The sequence below is a fragment of the Lunatibacter salilacus genome (genome assembly GCF_009797935.1).
GTDB lineage: Bacteria > Bacteroidota > Bacteroidia > Cytophagales > Cyclobacteriaceae > Lunatibacter > Lunatibacter salilacus.
The window spans coordinates 500309-521151 of the sequence record NZ_VOLC01000001.1; the positions used below are offsets into that span (position 1 = coordinate 500309).

The following is a 20843-nucleotide window of genomic DNA, read 5'->3' on the forward strand; positions in this document are numbered from 1 at the left end:
ATGAAAAAATATATAAGCTTATTTCTACTAAGCAGCTTATTTGTGGTCACATCCTGTGATGATAGATTTGAAGAGCTCAATACAGATCCTAACAGGCCCGGTGCAGAGGTTTTTGATCCAAATCTTATTTTGCCTATAGCCACCTTCGGATATGGAGATATGCATACAGGTTATTCGGGACCGATTTTATTCCAAAGTATGTGGATTCAGGCGTTGGCTTCTACGTCCACAGGCGGAGCCAATTATTATTCAAACGCTGATAAATATGTAATCTCCGGTAGTACCAACTCTTATATTCAGGGAGTTTGGAATAATGGATATACAGTAGCGTCCAGACTCAATCAGATGCAAAGTCTCGCCAGAAGGAAAGATCTTAACAACTTAAATGCTGTTGGTGGAATTTTCAAAGTGAGCACATTGTCTTTTGTGTCTGACGTTTATGGGGATATTCCTTATTCAGAGGGCCTTCAAGCGGAAGAGGGAATTACCCAGCCTAAATATGATAACCAATCAGAGGCATATATAGCCATGCTGAATGATTTGGAGGCATCGATTAATGCATTAAATCCCGCTGGAGACCCAATTAGGAATGATGTGATGTACGGTGGTGATATATCGAAATGGAGAAAATACGGATACTCCGTCATGCTGAAAATGGCCTTGCGTCTTGTTAAGGTCGACCCTTCGGCGGCGCAAGCCTGGGTGCAAAAAGCCGTAGCAGGTGGCGTTTTTTCCTCACCGGACGATGATGCGTTGGTGCCTTCTGACCAGGCCAATGGATACGCCAATTCTAACGCCAATGCCTTGAACGTTGTTGACGATATTTACGAAGTAAGGTGGTCTAAGGAAATGATCGACTATTTGAAAAGTACGAATGATCCGAGGTTAAGTATCGTAGCGGAGGTGCCACCTGCTGGCTTAGCGGCCAATAGGAATGGCGTGATTGTAGGAAACAGTGATCCCGCAGTTCAAATTGGTTTGCCTAACGGCTATGACATTGCAGGTGGTCAATTTGATATTTCAAATCATCCTGATTTTCCTGGGCCAACGGGTTCCGGGGGTGATGCAGCAGCAATTGGTGCCTACTCAAGACCGACAGCCATATACAGAGACAGAGATGCTCCAATATTCACTTTTACGTATGCTGAGGTACAACTGTTGTTAGCTGATGCCGTTGTACGGGGTTTTACAACAGGTTCAGCAGCCAACTTTTACAAAAATGGAGTTGAAGCAGCTTTTACTTCTATAGGGAAATTTGGTGGTAGGACCGTTTCTTCCAGTGAAGCAACAAATTACACAACCGCTAACCCCTTGGATGTAACTACTACAGAAGCTTCTTTGAAAATGATCAATGAGCAAATATGGGCTACAAATAGCCTATTCGCTAATTATGTGGAGGCTTGGAATAATTGGAAGCGAACGGGATACCCTGAGTTGACTCCGGTTAATTTCCCCGGAAACTTCGCTTCCGGCCAAATTCCGCGAAGACAGCCCTATCCAGTTGGAGAAGGTGGAGTAAACCCCGAATCTTTGAGTAATGCTGTTTCCCGGATGGGAGGAGATGATTGGTTAACAAGAACCTGGTGGGACGGAGGAAATTAATTTTTCCGTTAAATTAAGCTTTATACAGAGGTTTCGAAACAAATCGAAACCTCTGTTTTTTTTTCCAGCTTTTTGCGTTAAAGACGCTTGTAATAGCATTCACCTAGCAAAGGAATAAAAGCCAAAATAGAGTAATGGATTTGGTCATCTACTCTATGACTAATGATCTGATCGAATCAAAAAAGAAAATCTCCAAAACCTTAAAATTATTAATTTTTTAACGTGTTACGAAAACTATGGGTTAAGTGCATAAACTTGTAGCCTATCATTATTCAGTGAATATATCACATAGGTTTTTCCCCCGACCGTGAGGGGATGAATATCCCGAACATCTCCCCGGATTTTGATGCCCGAAGACAAAGAAGGTTTAACTGCAAAATTTCCTTTCCCATCCCCCAAGAAAACAAAGCCATAATTTGCATCCTGTTGCCCACTGCTTACCCTGGCTTTTGTCAGGTTTCCCCCAGTGAGCAAATCAGGATGACCGTCCCCATTAACATCATATACCGCAGTCGCATATAAAGGAGAATACTGCGCTTCTTGGGGAAAGGGATTAAAGCTGAAGTTGGCATTTCCGTCGTTTTTAAAATAACCGGATTTCAGTGTCTTTGTAGTTAGCGTATCCGCTCCCCCAATCTGCTCTGGAGTGAAAAACTGGTCAACAGGTGTCTTGGCAAAAGTTCGGTAATCCGAAAATTTCCCCCTAAATGTCGGAAGCTGACCCACCAATTCATCCCGGCTATACGCAAACGCGTTTGTATCTGCCATATAGTGGGTGAATATCGGATCTATAGATCCATTCCCATCGAAATCTTTGGAAATAAGCCGCATGGGCTGGTCAGGTCTGGCCCTAAAGGTGTTGTTTTCACCCTGATTACCCATCACTAAATCCAAATTATTATCCCCGTCCAAATCAGCTACAGTAATATGTTTCCACCAGCCTGATGATCCTTGGGGAAACGCATTTGCTTTTAACTCCAAAGACTTTCCCTCCTGATTCAGGTAGACCTGGGGAGCCATCCATTCTCCCGTGATTACTAAATCAACCCAATCATCTCCGTTTAGGTGCACGAGTTTGGCATCGGACAGTAACCCGGGATTTAAAAGAGTTGGACAAAAATTCTCGGTGATGTCAGCAAATGTAGCATCACCCAGATTCATCAGGAGATAGCTCCTCGCTGCGTTGGGAAAGCTACCCGGAATATATCTGCCACCTACGAAGAGGTCTGGAAATCCGTCATTATCCAAATCTGCCACCTGAACGACACTTCCACTAACCCGCATTTCGGGCAACGCTGTCTCATTTTTGGTGAAATTTCCCTTGCCATCATTCATATAGAGTCTATCCTGATAGCCTTCATCTCCCGCAGGAAAATCACTGCCACCACTTACTACATAAAGGTCCAGGAAACCATTACCTGACACATCCACAAAAGCCGCATCAGTATCCACTTGTGATTTATCAGCTTCAAAGGCAGGCTGTGACATCAGTTGAAAAGTTCCATTGGACAGCTGCTGATAAAGGTGTCCAGGCTGGTCTTTGCCTCCACCTATATAAATATCTTCCAGCCCATCCCCGTTGATATCTCCCAATGTGATTTTTGGGCCAAGTGCAGACATGGTGTTTGGCATTAACCGATCTTGTATAAAGTCAAGAAAGGTGCTTTCCTGGTGCATAAAATCTATTCCCAAGGCATCAGGCACTGGATTAAATCTGTTCGATTGTGCGATTGGGTGTTGGTCGTATATCACTGATTCCCGTTGGTCCAACACCAGTAGCGTGTCCACTACCGGATTGGATAGCTGCTGAAATCTCCCGTCCGGCCACCAGACTTCCAGGCTATCCAACTTAAAATGATCTCCGAGCCCAAAGACCAGCTCATGGTCCACGGCTGATTGGTATCCACGCACGGGCATCAATTCTTGATGAAATATACGGTCACCTGCATAAAGCTGAACCCGAGCACCAATACCGGAAGTATTCATACCCTCCCCCTTAAATTTAACTTTGAGGAAATGACGGTCAAAAAGCCGCTCACTATTATTTCGGTAGATGCTAACTGGATCATTGGTATGGCAAACAATTAGATCCAAATCCCCATCTCCATCCAAATCGGCATAAGCAGCTGCATTGGAAACGGTCATGCCTTTAATCCCCCATTCATTCGCCCTATTTGTAAATGTCAGGTCACCGTTATTATGGTACAGGTAATTTTCCACATAGATGGGAGGCATCTTTTCAATCAGTTCAATCAATGCGTCTTCCTTTCCGGCACTCCCCGGCGTGGAGCGGATACGCTCGCTGACCATATAATTTAGAAAATCCATGTCCAGGTAATTGCGCGCATAACCGTTGGCTACAAAAAGGTCCTTCCAGCCGTCGTTGTCGAAATCCGCTGCAAGTACCGACCAACTCCAGTCTGTCTGGGAAATACCCGCATACTGTCCTATTTCACTGAAATAACCATTTCCCTGATTCAGGTGCAGCATATTGCGCATAGTCTGCGGATAAAATCCCTTAGCCAGTAATTCCCTGTATTTATCATAATTCTCAGGACCCAAGATTGCCTTTTGGTTGAAGGTATATTCAGGCATCATGTCCATGGTGATGATATCAGGAAGTCCATCATTATTCAGATCGGCAGCATCCGCACCCATGGAGAACAAGGAAACATGACCCATATATTGTTTTACCGATTCCTGAAAAGTACCATCCTGTTGATTGATATACAGGTAGTCTTCTTCATTATAATCATTACTGACATAGATATCCGGCCATCCGTCCTGATTTACGTCGGTGACGGTCACGGCTAGCCCAAAGCCCAAAACATTACCAATGATGCCGCTTTCATCGGAAACGTCCACAAATTTCCCGTTATCATTGCGATATAGCTTGTCCCCTAAAAACTCTCCTTTCCGTTGCTTAAAATTGCCGTCGATTCGGCTAAAACCGGCATATTCTTGGGTAGAATGGTTTAACAAAAACATATCTAAGTCGCCATCTCTATCGTAGTCAAAAAAGGTAGCCTGGGTGGAATACCCCGGATCATCCAGTCCAAATTCCTTTGCTTTATCGGTAAAGGTTAGGTCACCGTTATTGATTAACAGGACATTTCTCCGTCGTTCGGGGTCGTTGGCTGCGGATCTGCAGATATAGATGTCCAATAAGCCGTCACCATTTACATCGGCCATGGTCACGCCCGTATTCCAAAGCCCCGCAGCAGCAGCTCCAGCGGACTCGGTGATGTCTTCAAATTCTAAATTACCTTTATTCAAATACAGCTTACTTGCCATCATATTACCCGTAAAATACAGGTCAGGAAGACCGTCGTTGTTGATATCCCCTACAGCGACTCCACCCCCCTGATAGAAATAACCGTATGTCAATACGTTAAACTCTTCCGACTCACGAACCAGGTTCCTGAAATTAACACCCGTACGTTTGGAGGACATCTCAGTAAATAAGGCATTGGGATCTTCCTTTTGGCAGGCTGTCAGACTTGTGAGAATTAAAAAAAGAAAGAGAAGACGCATTGTATATTGGGAAATCATAGAAAGGCAATTAAGCTATAAAGTAAAAAAAGTGCCATTAAAAAATGGCACTTTCCTTTGCATTTATTTTAGAAGTAGGCCAGTTTAAGGCTTGGCATCCCACCAGAGTTTGGTGGAGTTCTTATTACCACCTCTTGAAGTAAGTTCTGGAAATTCCTCTGCTGCTTCGACAGCTGCTCTGTTATTGTTGTATTCTCCTTCTACAAAAATGAGTCTAGGCATAACTACATCACGAGGAACATCAACGTTATCGGAAGCAACCCGAGGATAAAACTTCGGGTATCTGTTTCTTCGTAATTCAGCCCAGGCCTCCCAACCATCAGGATAGAGAGCGAGCCATTTTTGGGTAGCAATTTGCTCCAACTGCTTCTCTTTGGTACCAGTAGTCAAAAAAGCTACAGGTATATCTGACGAGGCAGGCAAATTCCATTCGGTTCTCGAATAAGTTACAGGTGCGGGAGTATTTGTACTCGAAATATAGGCCTGCACTTGTTCGGCAGAAGCACCAATCCTTTCTTCTGTCATTGACATTTCGATTCCTTTTTCATAAAGATCTTTGGCAGTACCACCCATTGCCCATCCTTCCAAAGCCCCTTCGGCTCTGTTAAAATATACCTCAGCAGCTGGTAGCATTCTCAATGGAGGGCCAGCTGGAGACCCTCCCCTTCCAAGATTCAACCACCTTTCACCCACATCGGAAAAGCCTCTACTCAAAGCTCCTTGATCAAGATCTGCCCTGGGAAGACCATTTCTAAGACCCCTATAGGGCACACTTGTATCACCGGTTCTAAAATCATCCGTTGTCCGGAAATAAACTTCAAGCCGAGGGTCTTCATATCCCTTCAATAAACTCTCCATTAAAGCACTCATACGGAATTCATTCCAATCCGTTATCGTCCATAGTGGATGCCGTGAATTGATAGTCGTATTAATAGCCGCACTCTCGTCGTTGGTCAACATCACTCCATCAGCAACAGCCTTTTCAGCTTCGGATTTCGCTAAAGCTGGCTCCACATACTTTACGCGAAGTGCAAGTCTCAACCGAAGAGAGTTTGCATAAGTCAACCATTTATCCACGCTTCCGCTAAATACTTGATCATGAGCTGTGAAAGCAGATCCACCCCTATTTGCCTTAAGTACAGCTACAGCCGCATCCAGTTCTTGAAAGAAGTTTTTGTATATGGATTCTTGGGTATCATAAGGGACAACGGTTTCTCCATTTCCAAAATTTGAATAGATTACCGGCCCATAATAATCCGTGTACCTGTGATAGGCCTGAACCTTCAATACTTTTGCAAAGGCATTTTCCAACGGTAAATTATTTGTCGCAGTAAAATCTTCAACAAACTTAATTATCGGTGCCGCCTGTCCGTAGAAATAATTCCAACTACCGTTTGTCCAGCCACCCACTTGAATATGCCTATCTGAATCGAAATTGGTGGCTGTATTTGCGAAATACTGCGCATAAATGTCAGCAAACAGATTTTGACCTGTCTGATAGTTTCCTGCTCCACCACCTGGTGCACCAGTCATCGCCCGCATCTGGCCATTGGCAAATGCCTGACCCAAAAGACCAATATCCAGGTTATCCGCAAGGATCACATCAGGCTTCGTGTTGAGCTCTTCAAAATTCTCTGTACAACCTCCAAAGACAAAGGCAGCGATAGAAAATCCAATAATATTTTTAAATATTTTCATAGTCATTACAATTTTTTAAAATCCAAGATTAAGATTAAAACCGAAGGATCTTGCTGTTGGTGGAGCAAAAGACTCTCTGCCTCCTGAATTGGAGCCTGTACCAACTGTCACGTCTGGATCAAGGTTTCCTGCTTCGTTAAGGAAGAAAAACAAATTCCTGGCAACGAAGTTGATACTTACGCTGTTGATTGGAAAACCTTCCAGCTTTTTGGCAGGAATAGTATATCCTACAACAGCTTCTCTCATTCGTATGTTAGTCGCAGAAACAGTAAACACTTCACCAATAGGTGCATTTCTACCACCCATATTTACCCAGAATTGTTCCGCTGTTATTTGAATATCATTAGGTTCACCTGTTTCCAAAACTGCAGTTTCATGTTCCATAAAGTTTTGACCGAAGATCAATCCCCCTTCCCGTCCTGGCAAGGTCTCTTCTGTCAACCCATCAGCATAAATGATGGCATTGGTAAAGGAAGTGATGCTTCCTCCCTGACGGAAATCGATGGTAAAGTTCGCACGGAAGTTTTTGTAGTTAAATGAGTTTTGAATACCTCCCAACCAAATTGGGTTGTAATTCGCAACACGGACAGTAAATCCAGGAGTCGTTCTTGGAATACCGTTTTCGCCAATGATTACCCGTCCTTGATCGTCCCTGAGGTAACCCCTGGAATAAACCTCTCCAAATTGGGACCCTTCTTCAATTCGAAAGCGGGTTAAGAAAGAAGAGCCGATTTCTACACTTGGGCGCTCGTCATTAATTTCTTTAACTAAAGAAATATTTCTTGCAAAATTCGAAGTGATCGTCCATTCAAAATCAGCTTTACGTACTGGAGTCAATGTAATTACCGCTTCGATACCTTCATTCTGCACATTTCCCCCGTTTGTGAAAAACTGGGAAGCTCCAGAACCTACAGGAAGGCCTACTGTAAATAGCTGGTTAAATGAATTTGTTTTATAGTAAGTGAAATCCAATCCCACCTTATTGTCAACAAATCTCATATCAGCACCAAGTTCTATGGATTGGGTAGTTTCTGGAAGAAGATTAGCATTTGGAAGAGTTGTACTTAAGGATAAATATCCTGCCCGTCCTCCAGCTGCAAAGGCCGCTTGACGCTGCAATTGGAAAGGACTTGTGTCGTTACCCACTTCGGCAAAAGAACCCCTAAGTTTGGCAAAAGTAAACCAAGTTGGCATTTCAACCAAGTCGGAGATTACAGCGTTCAATCCTACAGATGGATAGAAGAACGACCAATTGTCTCTTGGTAGGGTAGAACTCCAATCATTTCTGGCTGTAATATCCAAGAATACAGCATTTTTCCAGGCAAACTGTCCAAATGCATATAATGAATTTACATCCCTTGGGCTACCAATATTATAACTAGAAACTACCTGCTGCGTATTACCCAGTGCAAAGAAATTAGGAACTACCAACTGATTGCCTGTATTAGAACTTAACCCAGTATTTCGGTCTTTCCTTGCGTTACCACCAACGTTAACATTAAAAAACCAATCTTGACTAAGTGTCTTTTCGTAGGATATTAAAAAGTCAGTGTTAATCTCCATTGCTTCTGATGTACCAACTGAAAAACGTCCATTTTGGGCAATAATGTAAGAATCATTGTATTCCGTGTTGGTGCTGCCGCCAAATGAACGGTCCATCGCTGCTCTTGCCAGGATACTTAACCCTTCAGCTAACTCATAGCTTAAAGAGGTGAATGCAATGATCCGATCAGAAGTATTTGTACGAAGATTTCGATTGTTTGACCAATATGGGTTGGCACCACCGTTTGATCCTGGATTAAAATAATTCTGTCTTAGTAGTCCAGCGGAATTCACATATTCATACTGTGATATATCCTCTGTCCGGATATTCCTTGGTAATCTATAAATATGCCTCGCTGGATTGGCATAATTTTCATCCTGAGGTAATGATTGGGAAATGTCCTGTCGGATATAATTTATCTTAGAATCCAACGACAAATTATCCGCTAATTTATTAGTTAAACGAAGGTTGATACTATGTCGCTTTAAATCGTTATCCGGCACAACACCAGCAGCATCCGCATAGGTATAGGAGAAATAGGTTTGACTTCTTTCTGTACCACCACTCACGGATAATGTTGTAGCCATATTATGTCCGGTTTGGAAGAAATCCAGAATATTGTTAGGCTGGGGAGAATATGGATAAGTCGTTCCCTCTTTTCCAGGGGCCATGGACCATTGGGCTACTTGTTGACCATCCATTCGGGGACCCCAAGAAAACTCAGATGCCGGAGAATAAACTCCCCCGCTTCCCTGACCGTATACATCTTGGTAGTTAGTCAACAGAATGGGCTGATCAAACATATAAGAAGTATTCAAGCTTACATTAAATCCCTGCTTACCTCTTTTCGTATTCACTACAATCGCTCCATTGTTTGCTCGGCTTCCGTACAAAGCCGCAGCATTTGGACCTTTCAACACGTTGATACTTTCAATATCATCCGGGTTCAGGTTCTCGATTCCACGTGCCGGAACACCATCAACTATATACAGGGGTTGGGAATCTCCACTAATGGACCTATTACCACGCAATACTACACGTGTTGCAGAGCCAACACCGGAACCTCCTCTATTTATGGATAAGCCGGCGACTTTACCGGAAAGAGAATTCATCACGTTCAATTCACGGGCTTCAGTCAACTCACGGGTACCAACATCCTGTACCGTGTAAGTCAATGATTTCTTTTCCCTTTCCAATCCAAATGCAGTAACGACGACTTCAGATAAGGCAGATTCTTCTGCATTTAAAGCAACGTTAAGTACGTTTGAATTACCGATTACTAATTCCTGTCGTCCATATCCCAGATAGGAGAAAACCAACGTGGTTGCGGAGGATGGAACAGAGATACTGTACTGACCATCAATGTCCGTAATTGTACCCGTATTTGTTCCTTTTACCAATACGCTTACCCCAGGAAGTGGGGCATCAGCGTCCGAATCAGTCACTGTACCAGTGACTGTCCTCTCCTGTGCAAAGGCAAAAACGCCAGTAAAAAGCAACAGAAGAAAAGCAAGTAGACTTTTTTTCATAAGTTTAGTTATTGATTAAATTATAATTGTTGACAGCACTTTATACTTCCACTAATAGTTTATTTATTACGCTAAATTTTTTTCGACCGAAATCTCTTTCCTAAATATCGTCACATAATTGTCCTTTCTTTTTTTGATTATAGCCTAAATTATTTATTTCGGTAGATTATACCGGAAGGTTTAGTTTGTAGGTACTAAAATATGGAGATGGATAGGTTGATAGGTGTTTATTTCGGGCTAGGCAAATTTATTATTACTCGAATATTACGAATAAATTATATTCCAAACAATGGATAAACCATTTAAATATTTCTTCGATTTATCTTTTCTTTCAAGAGGTGTTAATTTTGAGCGGCTTACTTTTAAAAATGAATTCGTTTCATACGACATTTTTTTGTATTTGAAATATATTAAACAACGTTTTACGATTGAATTTTTGCAGCTAATATGAAAATATTGATTTAGGTTTAAATTTAAATAAAATACCTAGTTAAATCAAAGTAATTCCTTCAATGCCAAAAATCCCGTATAGGAGATAATAATTGAAAAAACAAAAGCAGCCGAAAGTCCGATGTTCAGGAGTAACCCAGCCTTGTGTTCTCCCATCAAATCCCTCCTATTAATAAGGTATAAAATACATCCAATCACGACTGGTAAAATAAAAACAGCAGCCACCTGGGTCATAATCTGAGCCAAAATGGGGTTGGCTCCCAAAATTGGCACAGTGAGTCCAAACACACAGGCTATTCCGGTAAGGATTTTAAACCGCTTCGAGGTAGTATCCAAAACCCCTTCTTTATAATCGGCAATTAATAAAGGTGCAACCATCAATATTGGAAAAATGGAAGAAAGCCCTGCACTCAGTGCCCCTGTCATAAAGAGTGCCACGGCAAACTTCCCTGCAATGGGTTCCAAGGTATATACCATATCCAGCACCCGCTCTATAGTTTTGCCCTCCACAAAAAGAGATCCTGCTGCCGCTGCCATAATCGAAAGGTTGATAACAAACATTAAAACGGCCGAGAAAAGCGCATCGTTGGATTGTTCTTTTGTATGGGCCTTCGTCCAACCCTTTCCTCTCAACAACAAAGGTCTAACGACAAATGTCGGGGCCGCCATGGTTGTACCCACAAATGCTGCCACCAAAAGTTTTCCACCCGGTACAGCTGGTATTGTCGGCTTCAAACCACCTACTATATCCATAGGGTCCGGCAAAACCACAAACATGGAAATAATGAAGGAGATGCCCATCAGGGTGACAAATACGATCAAAACTTTTTCAAAAAAGGAATATTGGCCCACCCACAACAACGCATACATGGTGACTATCAGGGTAATTGCGATGCCCAAAACAGCCCAATAACTTTCCGAAGGAAGGGAAGGGACAAAAAGTACAGCTACCTCATAAAGGGCACTGGCACTTAGTCCAAGTATGCCCGTAAGCGAATTCCACTGGGCGATTACAATCCCTGTCACTACAATAATGGCGAGGGTCTTTCCTCCTCTAATCTTCGTTTTAAAACTATATATGGAGGTTTGTCCTGTAACTATGGCGTACCTCCCATAAGCTTCCATCAGGACCCATGCGAAAAGACAGCTTAAAAACAATACCCAAAGCAGCTGCATTCCAAATTGGCTCCCAGCCTTAGCCATTGATGTCACACTACCTGTACCAACTGTATAGCCAATACAAAATATTCCGGGGCCTATGCTGAGCATCCATGCCCATATGCTTTGCAAAAATGAATTCTTCTGTTTGTCCATGATAAGAAAAGCCTCCTTTATGGCTATGGGTTTTGGTTTATCGGTAATTGATTCAGTGAATTATTGGCTGGCAGACAACAATTAAACCCTATCGTAACTCTTAATCCTAAACTTATAAAATAATGCTTTGCAAAAATAAATTTTTATGTAATATTTAATAAATAATTCCTTCACCCTATCCATCCCATTTATGAAATAAATTGAGCGAGTATTGTACCTATCCAAAGGGTATGATCTATCAAATAACGAGAAATCTTCAACTACAAATTCCCCATGCGAAAAGCCAGCCTCCATTCTTTTAAAAAAGGTGTCATCCGACTCACTTTAATTGGTTTAGTTATTCTCTTTGGCAGTCTTCCCTCATTTCTTTATGCCCAAGAAATTGATATTCTACTTAAAGGTGGACATGTCATTGATCCCAAAAATGGCATCGATGCCGTCATGGACATTGCCATATCCAACAGGAAAATACATCAGGTCGCAGCCAATATTCCTAGTAACCAAGCCAAGCAAATCATTGATGTCAGCGGATTGTACGTTACCCCTGGATTGATAGACATGCATGTACATGTCTTCCACGGAACCGAACCCCAGTCCTATATAGCTGACGGACATACGAGCTTACCCCCGGATGGATTTACCTTTCGTTCGGGTGTCACTACAGTAGTGGATGCCGGATCCGCCGGATGGCGAAATTTTAGGTTGTTTAAGCAGCAGACTATTGACCGCTCTCAAACACGAATTTTGGCCTTCCTAAATATTGTAGGGACCGGGATGTATGGCCGCTTTGAGGAACAGGATGTGTCAGACATGAACCCCACTATGACGGCCAACATGATTACCAGACTATTTCCTGAACTATTGGTAGGTATAAAATCAGCTCACTATTGGGGAGGATTTACCCAAGTTGATCTTGCTGTGGAAGCGGGCAATCTGGCCAATGTTCCCGTAATGGTAGATTTTGGAGAACATCAGCCCCCAAATTCCATCGAGGCCCTGTTTATGAAGCACCTGCGACCGGGAGATATATTCACCCACACCTACTCCTATGGACCTGCAAACCGGGAAACAGTGGTAAATGAAGACCTACAGGTAAACCCCTTTATTTTCGAAGCCCAAAAACGGGGAATTATTTTTGATGTTGGCCATGGTGGTGGTGCATTCTCTTTTAGACAAGCTATACCTTCTCTGCAGCAGGGTTTTCTGCCGGATGTAATCAGTTCTGACTTGCACAAAGACAGCATGAATGGTGCCTTTAAAGACATGACCAACCTGCTTTCTAAATTTATGAATATGGGCATGTCACTTTCTGACGTGATTCTGCGGTCTACTTGGAAACCTGCACAGGTTATTTCACGCGAAGATTTGGGGCATTTGAGCGTGGGTACGGAAGCGGATATTGCAGTTTTCAGCTTGAGAGAGGGGAATTTCGGATTTCAGGATATCCGACGCACAAAGATTGAAGGGACTCAAAAGCTGGAAGCCGAACTAACTATCAGGGCAGGGAGAATCATGTGGGACCTGAACGGCATCAGTGCCCCCCATTGGGAAACAGAGATTAGCAAAAAATGAATAAATCGGAGGGGCAGTTCCATATGGTGCATCGTTTTCTATTATTCCTGATTTTAGGATTAGTGTTGGGAACGCCATTAATAGCTCAGGATCATGACATCATCCTTGTCAACGGACATCTAATAGATGCTAAAAATGGAATAAACCAACCCATGGACATTGCCATACGGGATGGAAAAGTCTCTAAAATAGCCGAAAAAATCCTTCATAAAGAGGGGAAGCGTGTAATTGATGTTCAGGGATTAATCATAAGCCCCGGACTGATAGATCCCCACACCCATGTTTATGTGGGTGAAAAGCCCAGAACCTTTGCCGGTGGAAGTTCCAGTGTATCGCCGGACGACTTCACATTTCGGTCAGGAGTCACCACAGTAGTAGACGCTGGAACCTCGGGGTGGAGGAATTTTGAAGACTTCAAAAAGACGGTAATCGATGTTTCCCAAACCCGGATTTTGGCATTTCTTAATATTGCCGGGGGAGGCATGCAAGGTAATCCAGCCCAAGAGGATATCACGGATATGAATCCGGAAATCACTGCGCAGACTATAGCTAAACACCCGCAGCATTTGGTAGGCGTAAAAATAGGCCACTATGAGGGAAAGGATTGGACTCCTTTTGACCGTGCCTTGAATGCTGGTAGCTTGGCTAACGTACCTCTTTTGGTAGAGTGCCATTTACCGGAATATTCCCTCGCAGACCAGTTAAAACGAATGCGTCCGGGGGATATATTAAGCCATACCTATGAAAATATCCGCGACAGGGAGCCCATTATTGATAGCCAAGGAAAACTACTGCCAGAAGTCAAAGCAGCCAAAGATCGGGGTATTCTCTTCGATGTGAGCCATGGAGGAGCGGGGTTTTGGTTTAATCAAGCTATCCCTGCCATTCAGCAAGGTTTGACGCCAGATACTTTTGGTACAGATTTGCATCGGTTCAGCATGAACTCCGGCATGAAGAATTTTTCCAATGTTTTGTCTAAATTTATGGCCATGGGAATGTCCCTTGAGGCAGTACTCACCCAAGCCTCCTGGAAGACGGCACAAGCCCTAAAACGGGAAGATCTGGGACACCTCAGCGTGGGAACTGAAGCAGATATTGCTATATTTAGAATACGTAAAGGAGAATTCGGGTTTGTAGACTCGGCAGGACAACATATACAAGGAAATCAACTTTTGGAGGCTGAATTAACCATCAGGGCAGGACGAATCGTCTATGACTTAAATGGGCTGTCAGCTTCCCCATATAACAACCACTAAATAAAATGGATAGAAGACATGTAATTAAGAATTTGGCCATGTTGCCCATAGGTGGCAGCTTCCTTTCTATTGGAAATGCCGCTCAGGCCAAAAGTGTAGGTCCCATCTCTTTGGATGAAGACATTTACGGATCTATTGGGGTAGACACTATTATCAACTGCCGGGGTACCTTCACCATTATAGGCGGGTCTCGTGAACGACCGGAAGTGTTGACAGCGATGAAAGCCGCTGCTGGTAATTTTATCCAATATGATGAAATGGCACATGGTATCGGACAGCGTCTGGCGGATATCACGAAAGCAGAATGGGGAATCATCACAGCAGGGTGTGCCGCTGCGATGAAACACGCCACCGCCGCCTGTGTCAGTGGGGGTAATCCCGAGATTTTGCTACGAATTCCAGATCTATCCCTAGTGCATAAAAATGAGGTGATCATACCCCGCTATTCCCGAAATGTCTACGATGCTTCTATACGAAACATCGGGGTGACCATTATGGAAGTAAGTACACCTGAGGAATTGGAAGCTGCCATTTCATCAAAAACAGCCATGATTTATATCACAACAGGCAGGCAGTCGGCAACTGGACAGCCTCTCTCGCTGGAGGTGATCGCAGGAATTGCCAAACCTAAAAATATTCCGGTTTTGGTAGATGCGGCGGCAGAAGACCTTACGATTCCAAATGTACACCTGGAAAAAGGAGCAACCATGGTCGCTTATTCCGGAGGCAAGGCCATCTGTGGTCCTCAGTGCGCAGGTATTCTGTTGGGTCAAAAAGACATCCTCATGTCTGCTTGGCAAGCAAGCTCCCCCCACCATGGACCGGGAAGAGACAACAAAGTGGGAAAAGAAGAAATGATGGGCATGTTGGCCGCTGTGGAAGCTTGGGTTACCAGAGACCATGAACAGGAGTGGAAAAATTGGGAAAATTGGTTAGAACAAATTTCAGCAAAGGTTACAAAAGTAAAAGGTGTGACTGCCAATGTCCAGCTGCCAGCAGCAGATGAATTAAACAACCGTGCCCCAACCCTACAGGTGATGTGGGACCCAAACTCCCTACATATTACCGGACCGGAAATGGCTGAATACTTGGGCAGAAATAAACCCCGTATTGCTGTTGGAGGTCGTGACAACGGGGAAAACAATACGCTAATCACGATAACTCCCAGTCAGATGGTTGCCGGCGAAGTACCCATCGTAGCTGACCGCTTGGTGGAGGTACTAAGTAAAAAGAGACAACCTAAGAAACCAATGGCTGCGCCGTCTGGAAGCTTGGCAGGTCGTTGGTTGGTGGAAATCCAGTTTTTCAGCAGCACATCTACCCATAAATGGTATTTGGAACAGGATGAAAACTGGTTGATGGGGAGGCATGAAAGTGACTATACAAGTCAGGATATCCTAGGTACGATTGAAGGCAATGAGGTAAAACTTCACAGCACATATCGGGAACCCGGTAAGCAGGTGCAGTACATGTTTGGCGGAAAACTTCAAGGTGATACCCTTACGGGAAATATTCATTTGGGAGAATATCAAACTGCCACCTTTACGGCAAAGCGGGTAACGTACAGTCCCGATAGAAAACCCATATTAATACCCGACGGTCCACCTCTAGCGACTTAATTTAAAAAACGAAGTAAAAGGCAAGCTCCTCTTGTTTTAGAGATGAGCTATTTGCCGGGGACTTATCTTAAGCCAAAAACTTAAAAATAATTTCCATCTTTGCTGCCATTAATTATACACATTCAACCACTAATCTAAACGTTAGATCCATGAAAAAACTCCTGTTTTTAGGAAGCTTGTCACTGCTATTGATGCTGAATTGCACCAGTAAAAAAACCGAGACTGCCGAAGCCCAAGTCACCACTTCCACCAATGACGGTATCGATGCCGAAAAACGCATCGAAGAATTGGGAATCAAATTGGTGCTTCCCAATCCTCCCACTGCCAATTATTTAAAGGCGAAGCGGGTGGGTAATCTGATATATATGGCAGGTCACGGTCCCGACAAGCCGGATGGAACTCAAGTAATCGGCCGACTAGGGGAAGACTTGGAACTTGAGGCTGGATATGAGGCCGCACGTTTTACAGGCATTTCACTTCTCTCTTCCCTAAAGGCTGAAATTGGTGACTTAAACAAAGTAAAAAACATCATTCAAGCACAGGGAATGGTAAACGCTCATCCTTCCTTCAAACAGCACTCCCAGGTAATCAATGGATTCTCCGATCTGATGGTAGAGGTGTTTGGTGAAAAAGGAAAGCATGCGCGAGCAGCGATTGGAATGAGTTCTTTACCGAACAATATAGCCGTAGAAATAGATATGGTGGTAGAAGTGGAGGATTGATTTCGAATGGGGGGATAAACTGTCCCACAGATTGATGCCATAAGAAGAGCTGCGGAATTATTCTGCAGCTCTTTTTTATGCCTTCAATCTTATTCAGGTTACAGGACTGAGATTGTAGGTTTTAAAGCGAACCTGATTCAATTGCTTTACCGTTACGATTAGTCCCGAAATAGGAATAAGATACCCCTATCTGGCAGAATTGGCATCGATTGTCTGCCCAAAGAATACCGCATTCAAAAACAGCTTGTTGGTTCCAAACCAAAAGGCCCTAAAATTTGGGTTATCCACGAACCCGATAATTCTTCCACTGCCCAGTGCCGCTACCTGAATAATCCCTGTACTTCGCAGTTTTTCCAAGTTGGTCGGATGGATATAGCCACTTGCCAACGGATCATCGGTGTAGACTAAGGGATTTGCGTAAGGGTTTTTGGATGGTGTTAAAAATTGGTTGCCACTTTTAAAAACAAAGATCTCAGGAACCGCATATCCGTACCCCAAGGGGTGGGTAATGTCCAGCCTACCTTTAAAAATCGCACCTCCAGTCACCCTGGCGCCGCGGTCTCTGATTAGGTTGGAATAATCCCTTTGGGTGACTGTCGAGTCCTGCTGTTCGGAACTGACAAAGGAAAAAGGAGCCAACTCTTGTTGGGCCAGCCAGTACATCGCATTACCCCTTGCAATTAGCGTCCCTCCATTTTGAACCCAAGCTTTTAATTTATCCGCACCTTCTTTTCCCAGGGCAGCATATGATCCACTCGGAAAAACAATCACCGAATACCGCTCCAAGCCTGCTCCGGTAAACCGATCTGTTGGCAGAAGCGTAATGGGAACATCTATCCGTTGGTCGAACAAATGCCAAATTTCGCCCGCTTCATTTCCAGCCACCCCCTTGTCCACCATCAGCGCTATAGTCGGTTTCTTTAACAAACTGATACTGGGAGAACCAAGATTCACACCTGTAGTATATCCCGTGGTGAGGGCATGTATAGTGATACTGGAGGCATTTGCTGCCTCCTGTAAATCGATGTAAAAAACTTCATCCGAAGCACCACTATTTCCCTTATCGACTAAGATAGATCCTCTTCCGAAGTTTACGCCTAGGTCATTTTGAAAAGGCTCGTGAGCCACCCGCAGTTGATATCCTTTGTCCATAAGAAAATAAAGGGCTTTGGGAGCATAATATTCTGCCCATTCAAAGGCATAGCTGATCGCACCCGAAGATCCAATTACTTTCCCCTGGTTCATAGGGCTCCCCTTAGGCACTTCTATAACATCCGCTAGGTTTAGTATACGACTACTCAATGCCAAATAATCCATATTAAATGCCATAGGTAGATTCCATGCTGAAACGTCGTAAAACAAGCTATCCTGAAAGGTTGTTCTCGTCTCAAACATCGATTTGATAAACCGATATTGGGGCTGGTTAAGAGGAACAATGAATGATCTATCTGCCTCAAACGGCACGCCGTTAAGTACGACATCCTCTTTTAAGCTATAAAGTTTGATATCATGCTGGAGGATCATATCAGCCAAATGATATGACCTAGCATAATCATCTTTCGTCCCAAAAATATACGCTTTATTTGTATCCTCATCGGATTCAGAAATAGATTCCATATAAAAGTCAGCCATATATTGGTTTAACTCCACACGCATATCCTTGGCTGCTTCGAAAGAGGAAAGAGCCGTCCTTACCTGATTGCGAATCGTAAAGGGAAAACTAATACTACCATATTGATTCTCCTGCAAATGCCCTCGGGAAGATGCTTGCTCAAAAAGGATCCCCACTGCACCCTGAACATCCGGATAAGTTGAACCTTTCCCGTAATAAAAATCATCAAAACTCTCTTGGCTGTAGTAAAGTGATCCAATCTCATCCAGATATTTTGCATGATACTGAGCGATTTTTTCAGTAAGTTCAAAATTCTTTCGGGGGGTCAATGGATGATTTCTACTTGGAATTCCAGGTTGAAAAAAGTAGGTATTGTCGGGACCCATTTCATGAAAATCCAAGACGATATTGGGTTTCCATTCCTGAATCTGGGTAATCCTACCACGAGATTCCGGATGCTGTACCGGAAGCCAATCCCGATTAAGATCAAACCAGTAATGGTTGGTTCTACCGCCCGGCCATGCCTCGTTGAGCTCTCTACTGTTCCGGTCTCCGGTACTGTGGTATCCTTTGTGGGTATTCACCCATGAGGCAAATCGGTTTATTCCATCTGGATTCAGGGCTGGGTCAATGAGGAGAACCATATTTTCCAAATCTGATTCAAGTTCTTCCGCTGCAGCAAAATGGTACGCAGAGATAAGAGAGGCTTGAATACCAGAGGGCTCATTACCATGCACGGAATGCCCCATATACATGACCAAGGGAGTTCCTTCTACATCAGCAGCTGCCGGTTCATGGCGAAGGGAGTTACGCTTAGCTTTAATGTCATCTAACTTCTGGTGATTGGAAGGTGAAGTAAGTACTAACATGACTAGAGGTCTCATTTCATAGGTCCGTCCATATTCCACCAGCGTAACCCGGTCGGAGGACTCTGCCACTTTACGGAAGTAATTCACTACCTGATCATGGCTGGCATGCCATTCACCCACCTCAAAACCCAGCACCGAAGCCGGAGTGGGAACCTCCGGTGAATAGGTATATCCGCTAGGCAAATAATAATCTAAACCGGTATCCTGACCAAAAGAGGTAGATATGAAAAAAGAAAAAATACAAAGCCAAAGTACAATTCGGTTCATAAGAATTTGATAAATGAAATAGAAAACTTATTTATAAATATCCGCCAAGGCCATATCCAACAGCGGGAAACGATAGGTAAAACCAGAGGATTGAATCTTGTCATTACACACCCGATTACCTCCCAAGACCATTTCAGCCATTTCACCCAATATCAACTTTAGTCCAAATCCCGGAACGCCAATGTTGATAAACGGCTTTCCAGCAGCCTTGGCGGCCTTCAGTGTAAGAATTGTATTTGAAACCGGCACGGGCCCTACCGCATTGTACTCACCCTGTATTCCATTGTTCTCTATGGCATAAACAAACATTTCCGCCAGATCCTGAATATGAATCCAGCTCATATATTGTTTCCCATTGCCAAGTGGGGCTGTCACAGGAGGCTTTAGCATTTCCTGTAGTGCCCCTCCCCCTTTCGCTAATACAATTCCTATACGAAGTTTAACCGTTCGAATGCCTAAAGTAGAAAATTTTTCGGATTCTGCTTCCCATTTTTTTACTACATCGGCCAAAAAATCATTTCCTGGCGGATTTCCTTCATGTTGAAGTTCATCTTGTGTGTCCATTCCGTAGTAACCGACTGCACTTGAGGCTATAATTGACTCTGGCTTTTTCTTCATGGACTTTAACTGGTCGTATAAGAGCAGTGTAGACATTACCCTACTGGATATAATTTCCCGCTTCCGTTCGTCCGTCCACCGCTTCTCTGCGACACCCGCACCGGCCAAGTGTATGATGCTATCGCACCAAAGCAGTGCTGAATCGTCCATTTTCTGCTCATTCACATCCCAAAAAAATGACTTTTGTTTATTCTTCTCCGGGCTTCTGCTTAACCAAGCCACTTTGTAACCTTTTTGTTCTAATATTTGTGTGATCTCTTTTCCAATAAGACCCGATCCGCCTGTAATCAATATGTTCTTCATAATTTTTTTCCATTTTAGGACTCCCGTCCAAAGGGGTCGTTTAGAAAAACGGCCACCTATAAATTAAACTCAAAAAGCATTCCACCTATGGTTGAAACCGGAAATTAACTTACTATAATCCAATTACGCTATACATCAAACCGTTTTTTTAAGAATTAGTTGGAGAAATTATTGGCTGCGTTGCAATTTTGGAAAAGGTATATTTATATTTGACACAGGTGATGGGGTTCCACCTCAAAACAGGTTGAATAATTTGTTTTACCAACTACCAAGAGAATTTGGTTGATGACTCCTACTTCAACTTATACCCGGCCAAT

The 20843-nt window shown here is 43.4% G+C and carries 11 protein-coding genes and 1 riboswitch; of the genes, 5 read left to right on the forward strand and 6 right to left on the reverse strand.

What is annotated here, in order from left to right:
• Nucleotides 1-1602 carry a SusD/RagB family nutrient-binding outer membrane lipoprotein gene (locus tag FQ608_RS02025; protein WP_158856124.1) on the forward strand — a complete coding sequence of 534 codons (1602 nt, stop codon included), beginning with the start codon at nt 1-3 and terminating at the stop codon, nt 1600-1602.
• A 234-nt stretch (nt 1603-1836) separates the two neighbouring features.
• On the opposite strand, the gene FQ608_RS02030 is transcribed toward FQ608_RS02025, so the two are convergent.
• The 4 genes from FQ608_RS02030 to FQ608_RS02045 all read right to left on the reverse strand — a co-directional run bounded on the left by FQ608_RS02030 (nt 1837) and on the right by FQ608_RS02045 (nt 11688).
• Nucleotides 1837-5154, reverse strand: coding sequence for a VCBS repeat-containing protein (locus FQ608_RS02030; RefSeq protein ID WP_158856125.1), 3318 nt, complete (start codon nt 5152-5154; stop codon nt 1837-1839).
• A gap of 84 nt (nt 5155-5238) precedes the next feature.
• Entirely contained in the window at nt 5239-6852 is a 1614-nt protein-coding gene (locus FQ608_RS02035) for a SusD/RagB family nutrient-binding outer membrane lipoprotein (RefSeq protein WP_158856126.1), read from the reverse strand.
• A gap of 15 nt (nt 6853-6867) precedes the next feature.
• Entirely contained in the window at nt 6868-9924 is a 3057-nt protein-coding gene (locus FQ608_RS02040) for a SusC/RagA family TonB-linked outer membrane protein (RefSeq protein ID WP_158856127.1), read from the reverse strand.
• Between the two features lie 495 nt (nt 9925-10419).
• Nucleotides 10420-11688, reverse strand: a complete 1269-nt coding sequence (locus FQ608_RS02045; protein ID WP_158856128.1) for an Nramp family divalent metal transporter — start codon at nt 11686-11688, stop codon at nt 10420-10422.
• 273 nt (nt 11689-11961) lie between these two features.
• Between FQ608_RS02045 and FQ608_RS02050 the strand changes: the two genes are divergently transcribed.
• The 4 genes from FQ608_RS02050 (at nt 11962) to FQ608_RS02065 (ending at nt 16857) form a co-directional block, all read left to right on the forward strand.
• A complete protein-coding gene (locus tag FQ608_RS02050) occupies nt 11962-13260 on the forward strand; it encodes an amidohydrolase/deacetylase family metallohydrolase (protein ID WP_158856129.1) in 1299 nt (432 codons plus the stop codon).
• Nucleotides 13257-14516 (forward strand): amidohydrolase/deacetylase family metallohydrolase, encoded by a 1260-nt coding sequence (locus tag FQ608_RS02055; RefSeq protein ID WP_234364010.1) that lies wholly within the window; start codon nt 13257-13259, stop codon nt 14514-14516. Before FQ608_RS02050 ends, FQ608_RS02055 begins: the two co-directional genes overlap by 4 nt.
• 5 nt (nt 14517-14521) lie before the next feature.
• Nucleotides 14522-16135 carry an aminotransferase class V-fold PLP-dependent enzyme gene (locus FQ608_RS02060; RefSeq protein ID WP_158856130.1) on the forward strand — a complete coding sequence of 538 codons (1614 nt, stop codon included), beginning with the start codon at nt 14522-14524 and terminating at the stop codon, nt 16133-16135.
• Nucleotides 16136-16284: 149 nt separating this feature from the next.
• Nucleotides 16285-16857: a RidA family protein gene (locus tag FQ608_RS02065; protein ID WP_158856131.1), complete on the forward strand. Its 573-nt coding sequence runs from the start codon at nt 16285-16287 to the stop codon at nt 16855-16857.
• Between the two features lie 186 nt (nt 16858-17043).
• On the opposite strand, the gene FQ608_RS02070 is transcribed toward FQ608_RS02065, so the two are convergent.
• Both FQ608_RS02070 and FQ608_RS02075 read right to left on the reverse strand, forming a co-directional pair.
• Nucleotides 17044-19605: a M14 family metallopeptidase gene (locus tag FQ608_RS02070; RefSeq protein ID WP_158856132.1), complete on the reverse strand. Its 2562-nt coding sequence runs from the start codon at nt 19603-19605 to the stop codon at nt 17044-17046.
• A 27-nt stretch (nt 19606-19632) separates the two neighbouring features.
• Nucleotides 19633-20526 (reverse strand): TIGR01777 family oxidoreductase, encoded by an 894-nt coding sequence (locus FQ608_RS02075; RefSeq protein ID WP_158856133.1) that lies wholly within the window; start codon nt 20524-20526, stop codon nt 19633-19635.
• 208 nt (nt 20527-20734) lie between these two features.
• Nucleotides 20735-20828, forward strand: a riboswitch (Fluoride riboswitch).
• The last annotated feature ends 15 nt before the right edge of the window (nt 20829-20843 follow it).

Excerpts from the sequence above, each read along its gene's own strand:
- FQ608_RS02030 (WP_158856125.1), bottom strand. The coding sequence starts at position 5,154 with ATGATTTCCCAATATACAATGCGTCTTCTCTTTCTTTTTTTAATTCTC.
- FQ608_RS02070 (WP_158856132.1), bottom strand. The coding sequence starts at position 19,605 with ATGAACCGAATTGTACTTTGGCTTTGTATTTTTTCTTTTTTCATATCT.
- FQ608_RS02035 (WP_158856126.1), bottom strand. The coding sequence starts at position 6,852 with ATGAAAATATTTAAAAATATTATTGGATTTTCTATCGCTGCCTTTGTC.
- FQ608_RS02040 (WP_158856127.1), bottom strand. The coding sequence starts at position 9,924 with ATGAAAAAAAGTCTACTTGCTTTTCTTCTGTTGCTTTTTACTGGCGTT.
- FQ608_RS02025 (WP_158856124.1), top strand. The coding sequence starts at position 1 with ATGAAAAAATATATAAGCTTATTTCTACTAAGCAGCTTATTTGTGGTC.
- FQ608_RS02060 (WP_158856130.1), top strand. The coding sequence starts at position 14,522 with ATGGATAGAAGACATGTAATTAAGAATTTGGCCATGTTGCCCATAGGT.
- FQ608_RS02065 (WP_158856131.1), top strand. The coding sequence starts at position 16,285 with ATGAAAAAACTCCTGTTTTTAGGAAGCTTGTCACTGCTATTGATGCTG.
- FQ608_RS02055 (WP_234364010.1), top strand. The coding sequence starts at position 13,257 with ATGAATAAATCGGAGGGGCAGTTCCATATGGTGCATCGTTTTCTATTA.
- FQ608_RS02045 (WP_158856128.1), bottom strand. The coding sequence starts at position 11,688 with ATGGACAAACAGAAGAATTCATTTTTGCAAAGCATATGGGCATGGATG.
- FQ608_RS02075 (WP_158856133.1), bottom strand. The coding sequence starts at position 20,526 with ATGAAGAACATATTGATTACAGGCGGATCGGGTCTTATTGGAAAAGAG.
- FQ608_RS02050 (WP_158856129.1), top strand. The coding sequence starts at position 11,962 with ATGCGAAAAGCCAGCCTCCATTCTTTTAAAAAAGGTGTCATCCGACTC.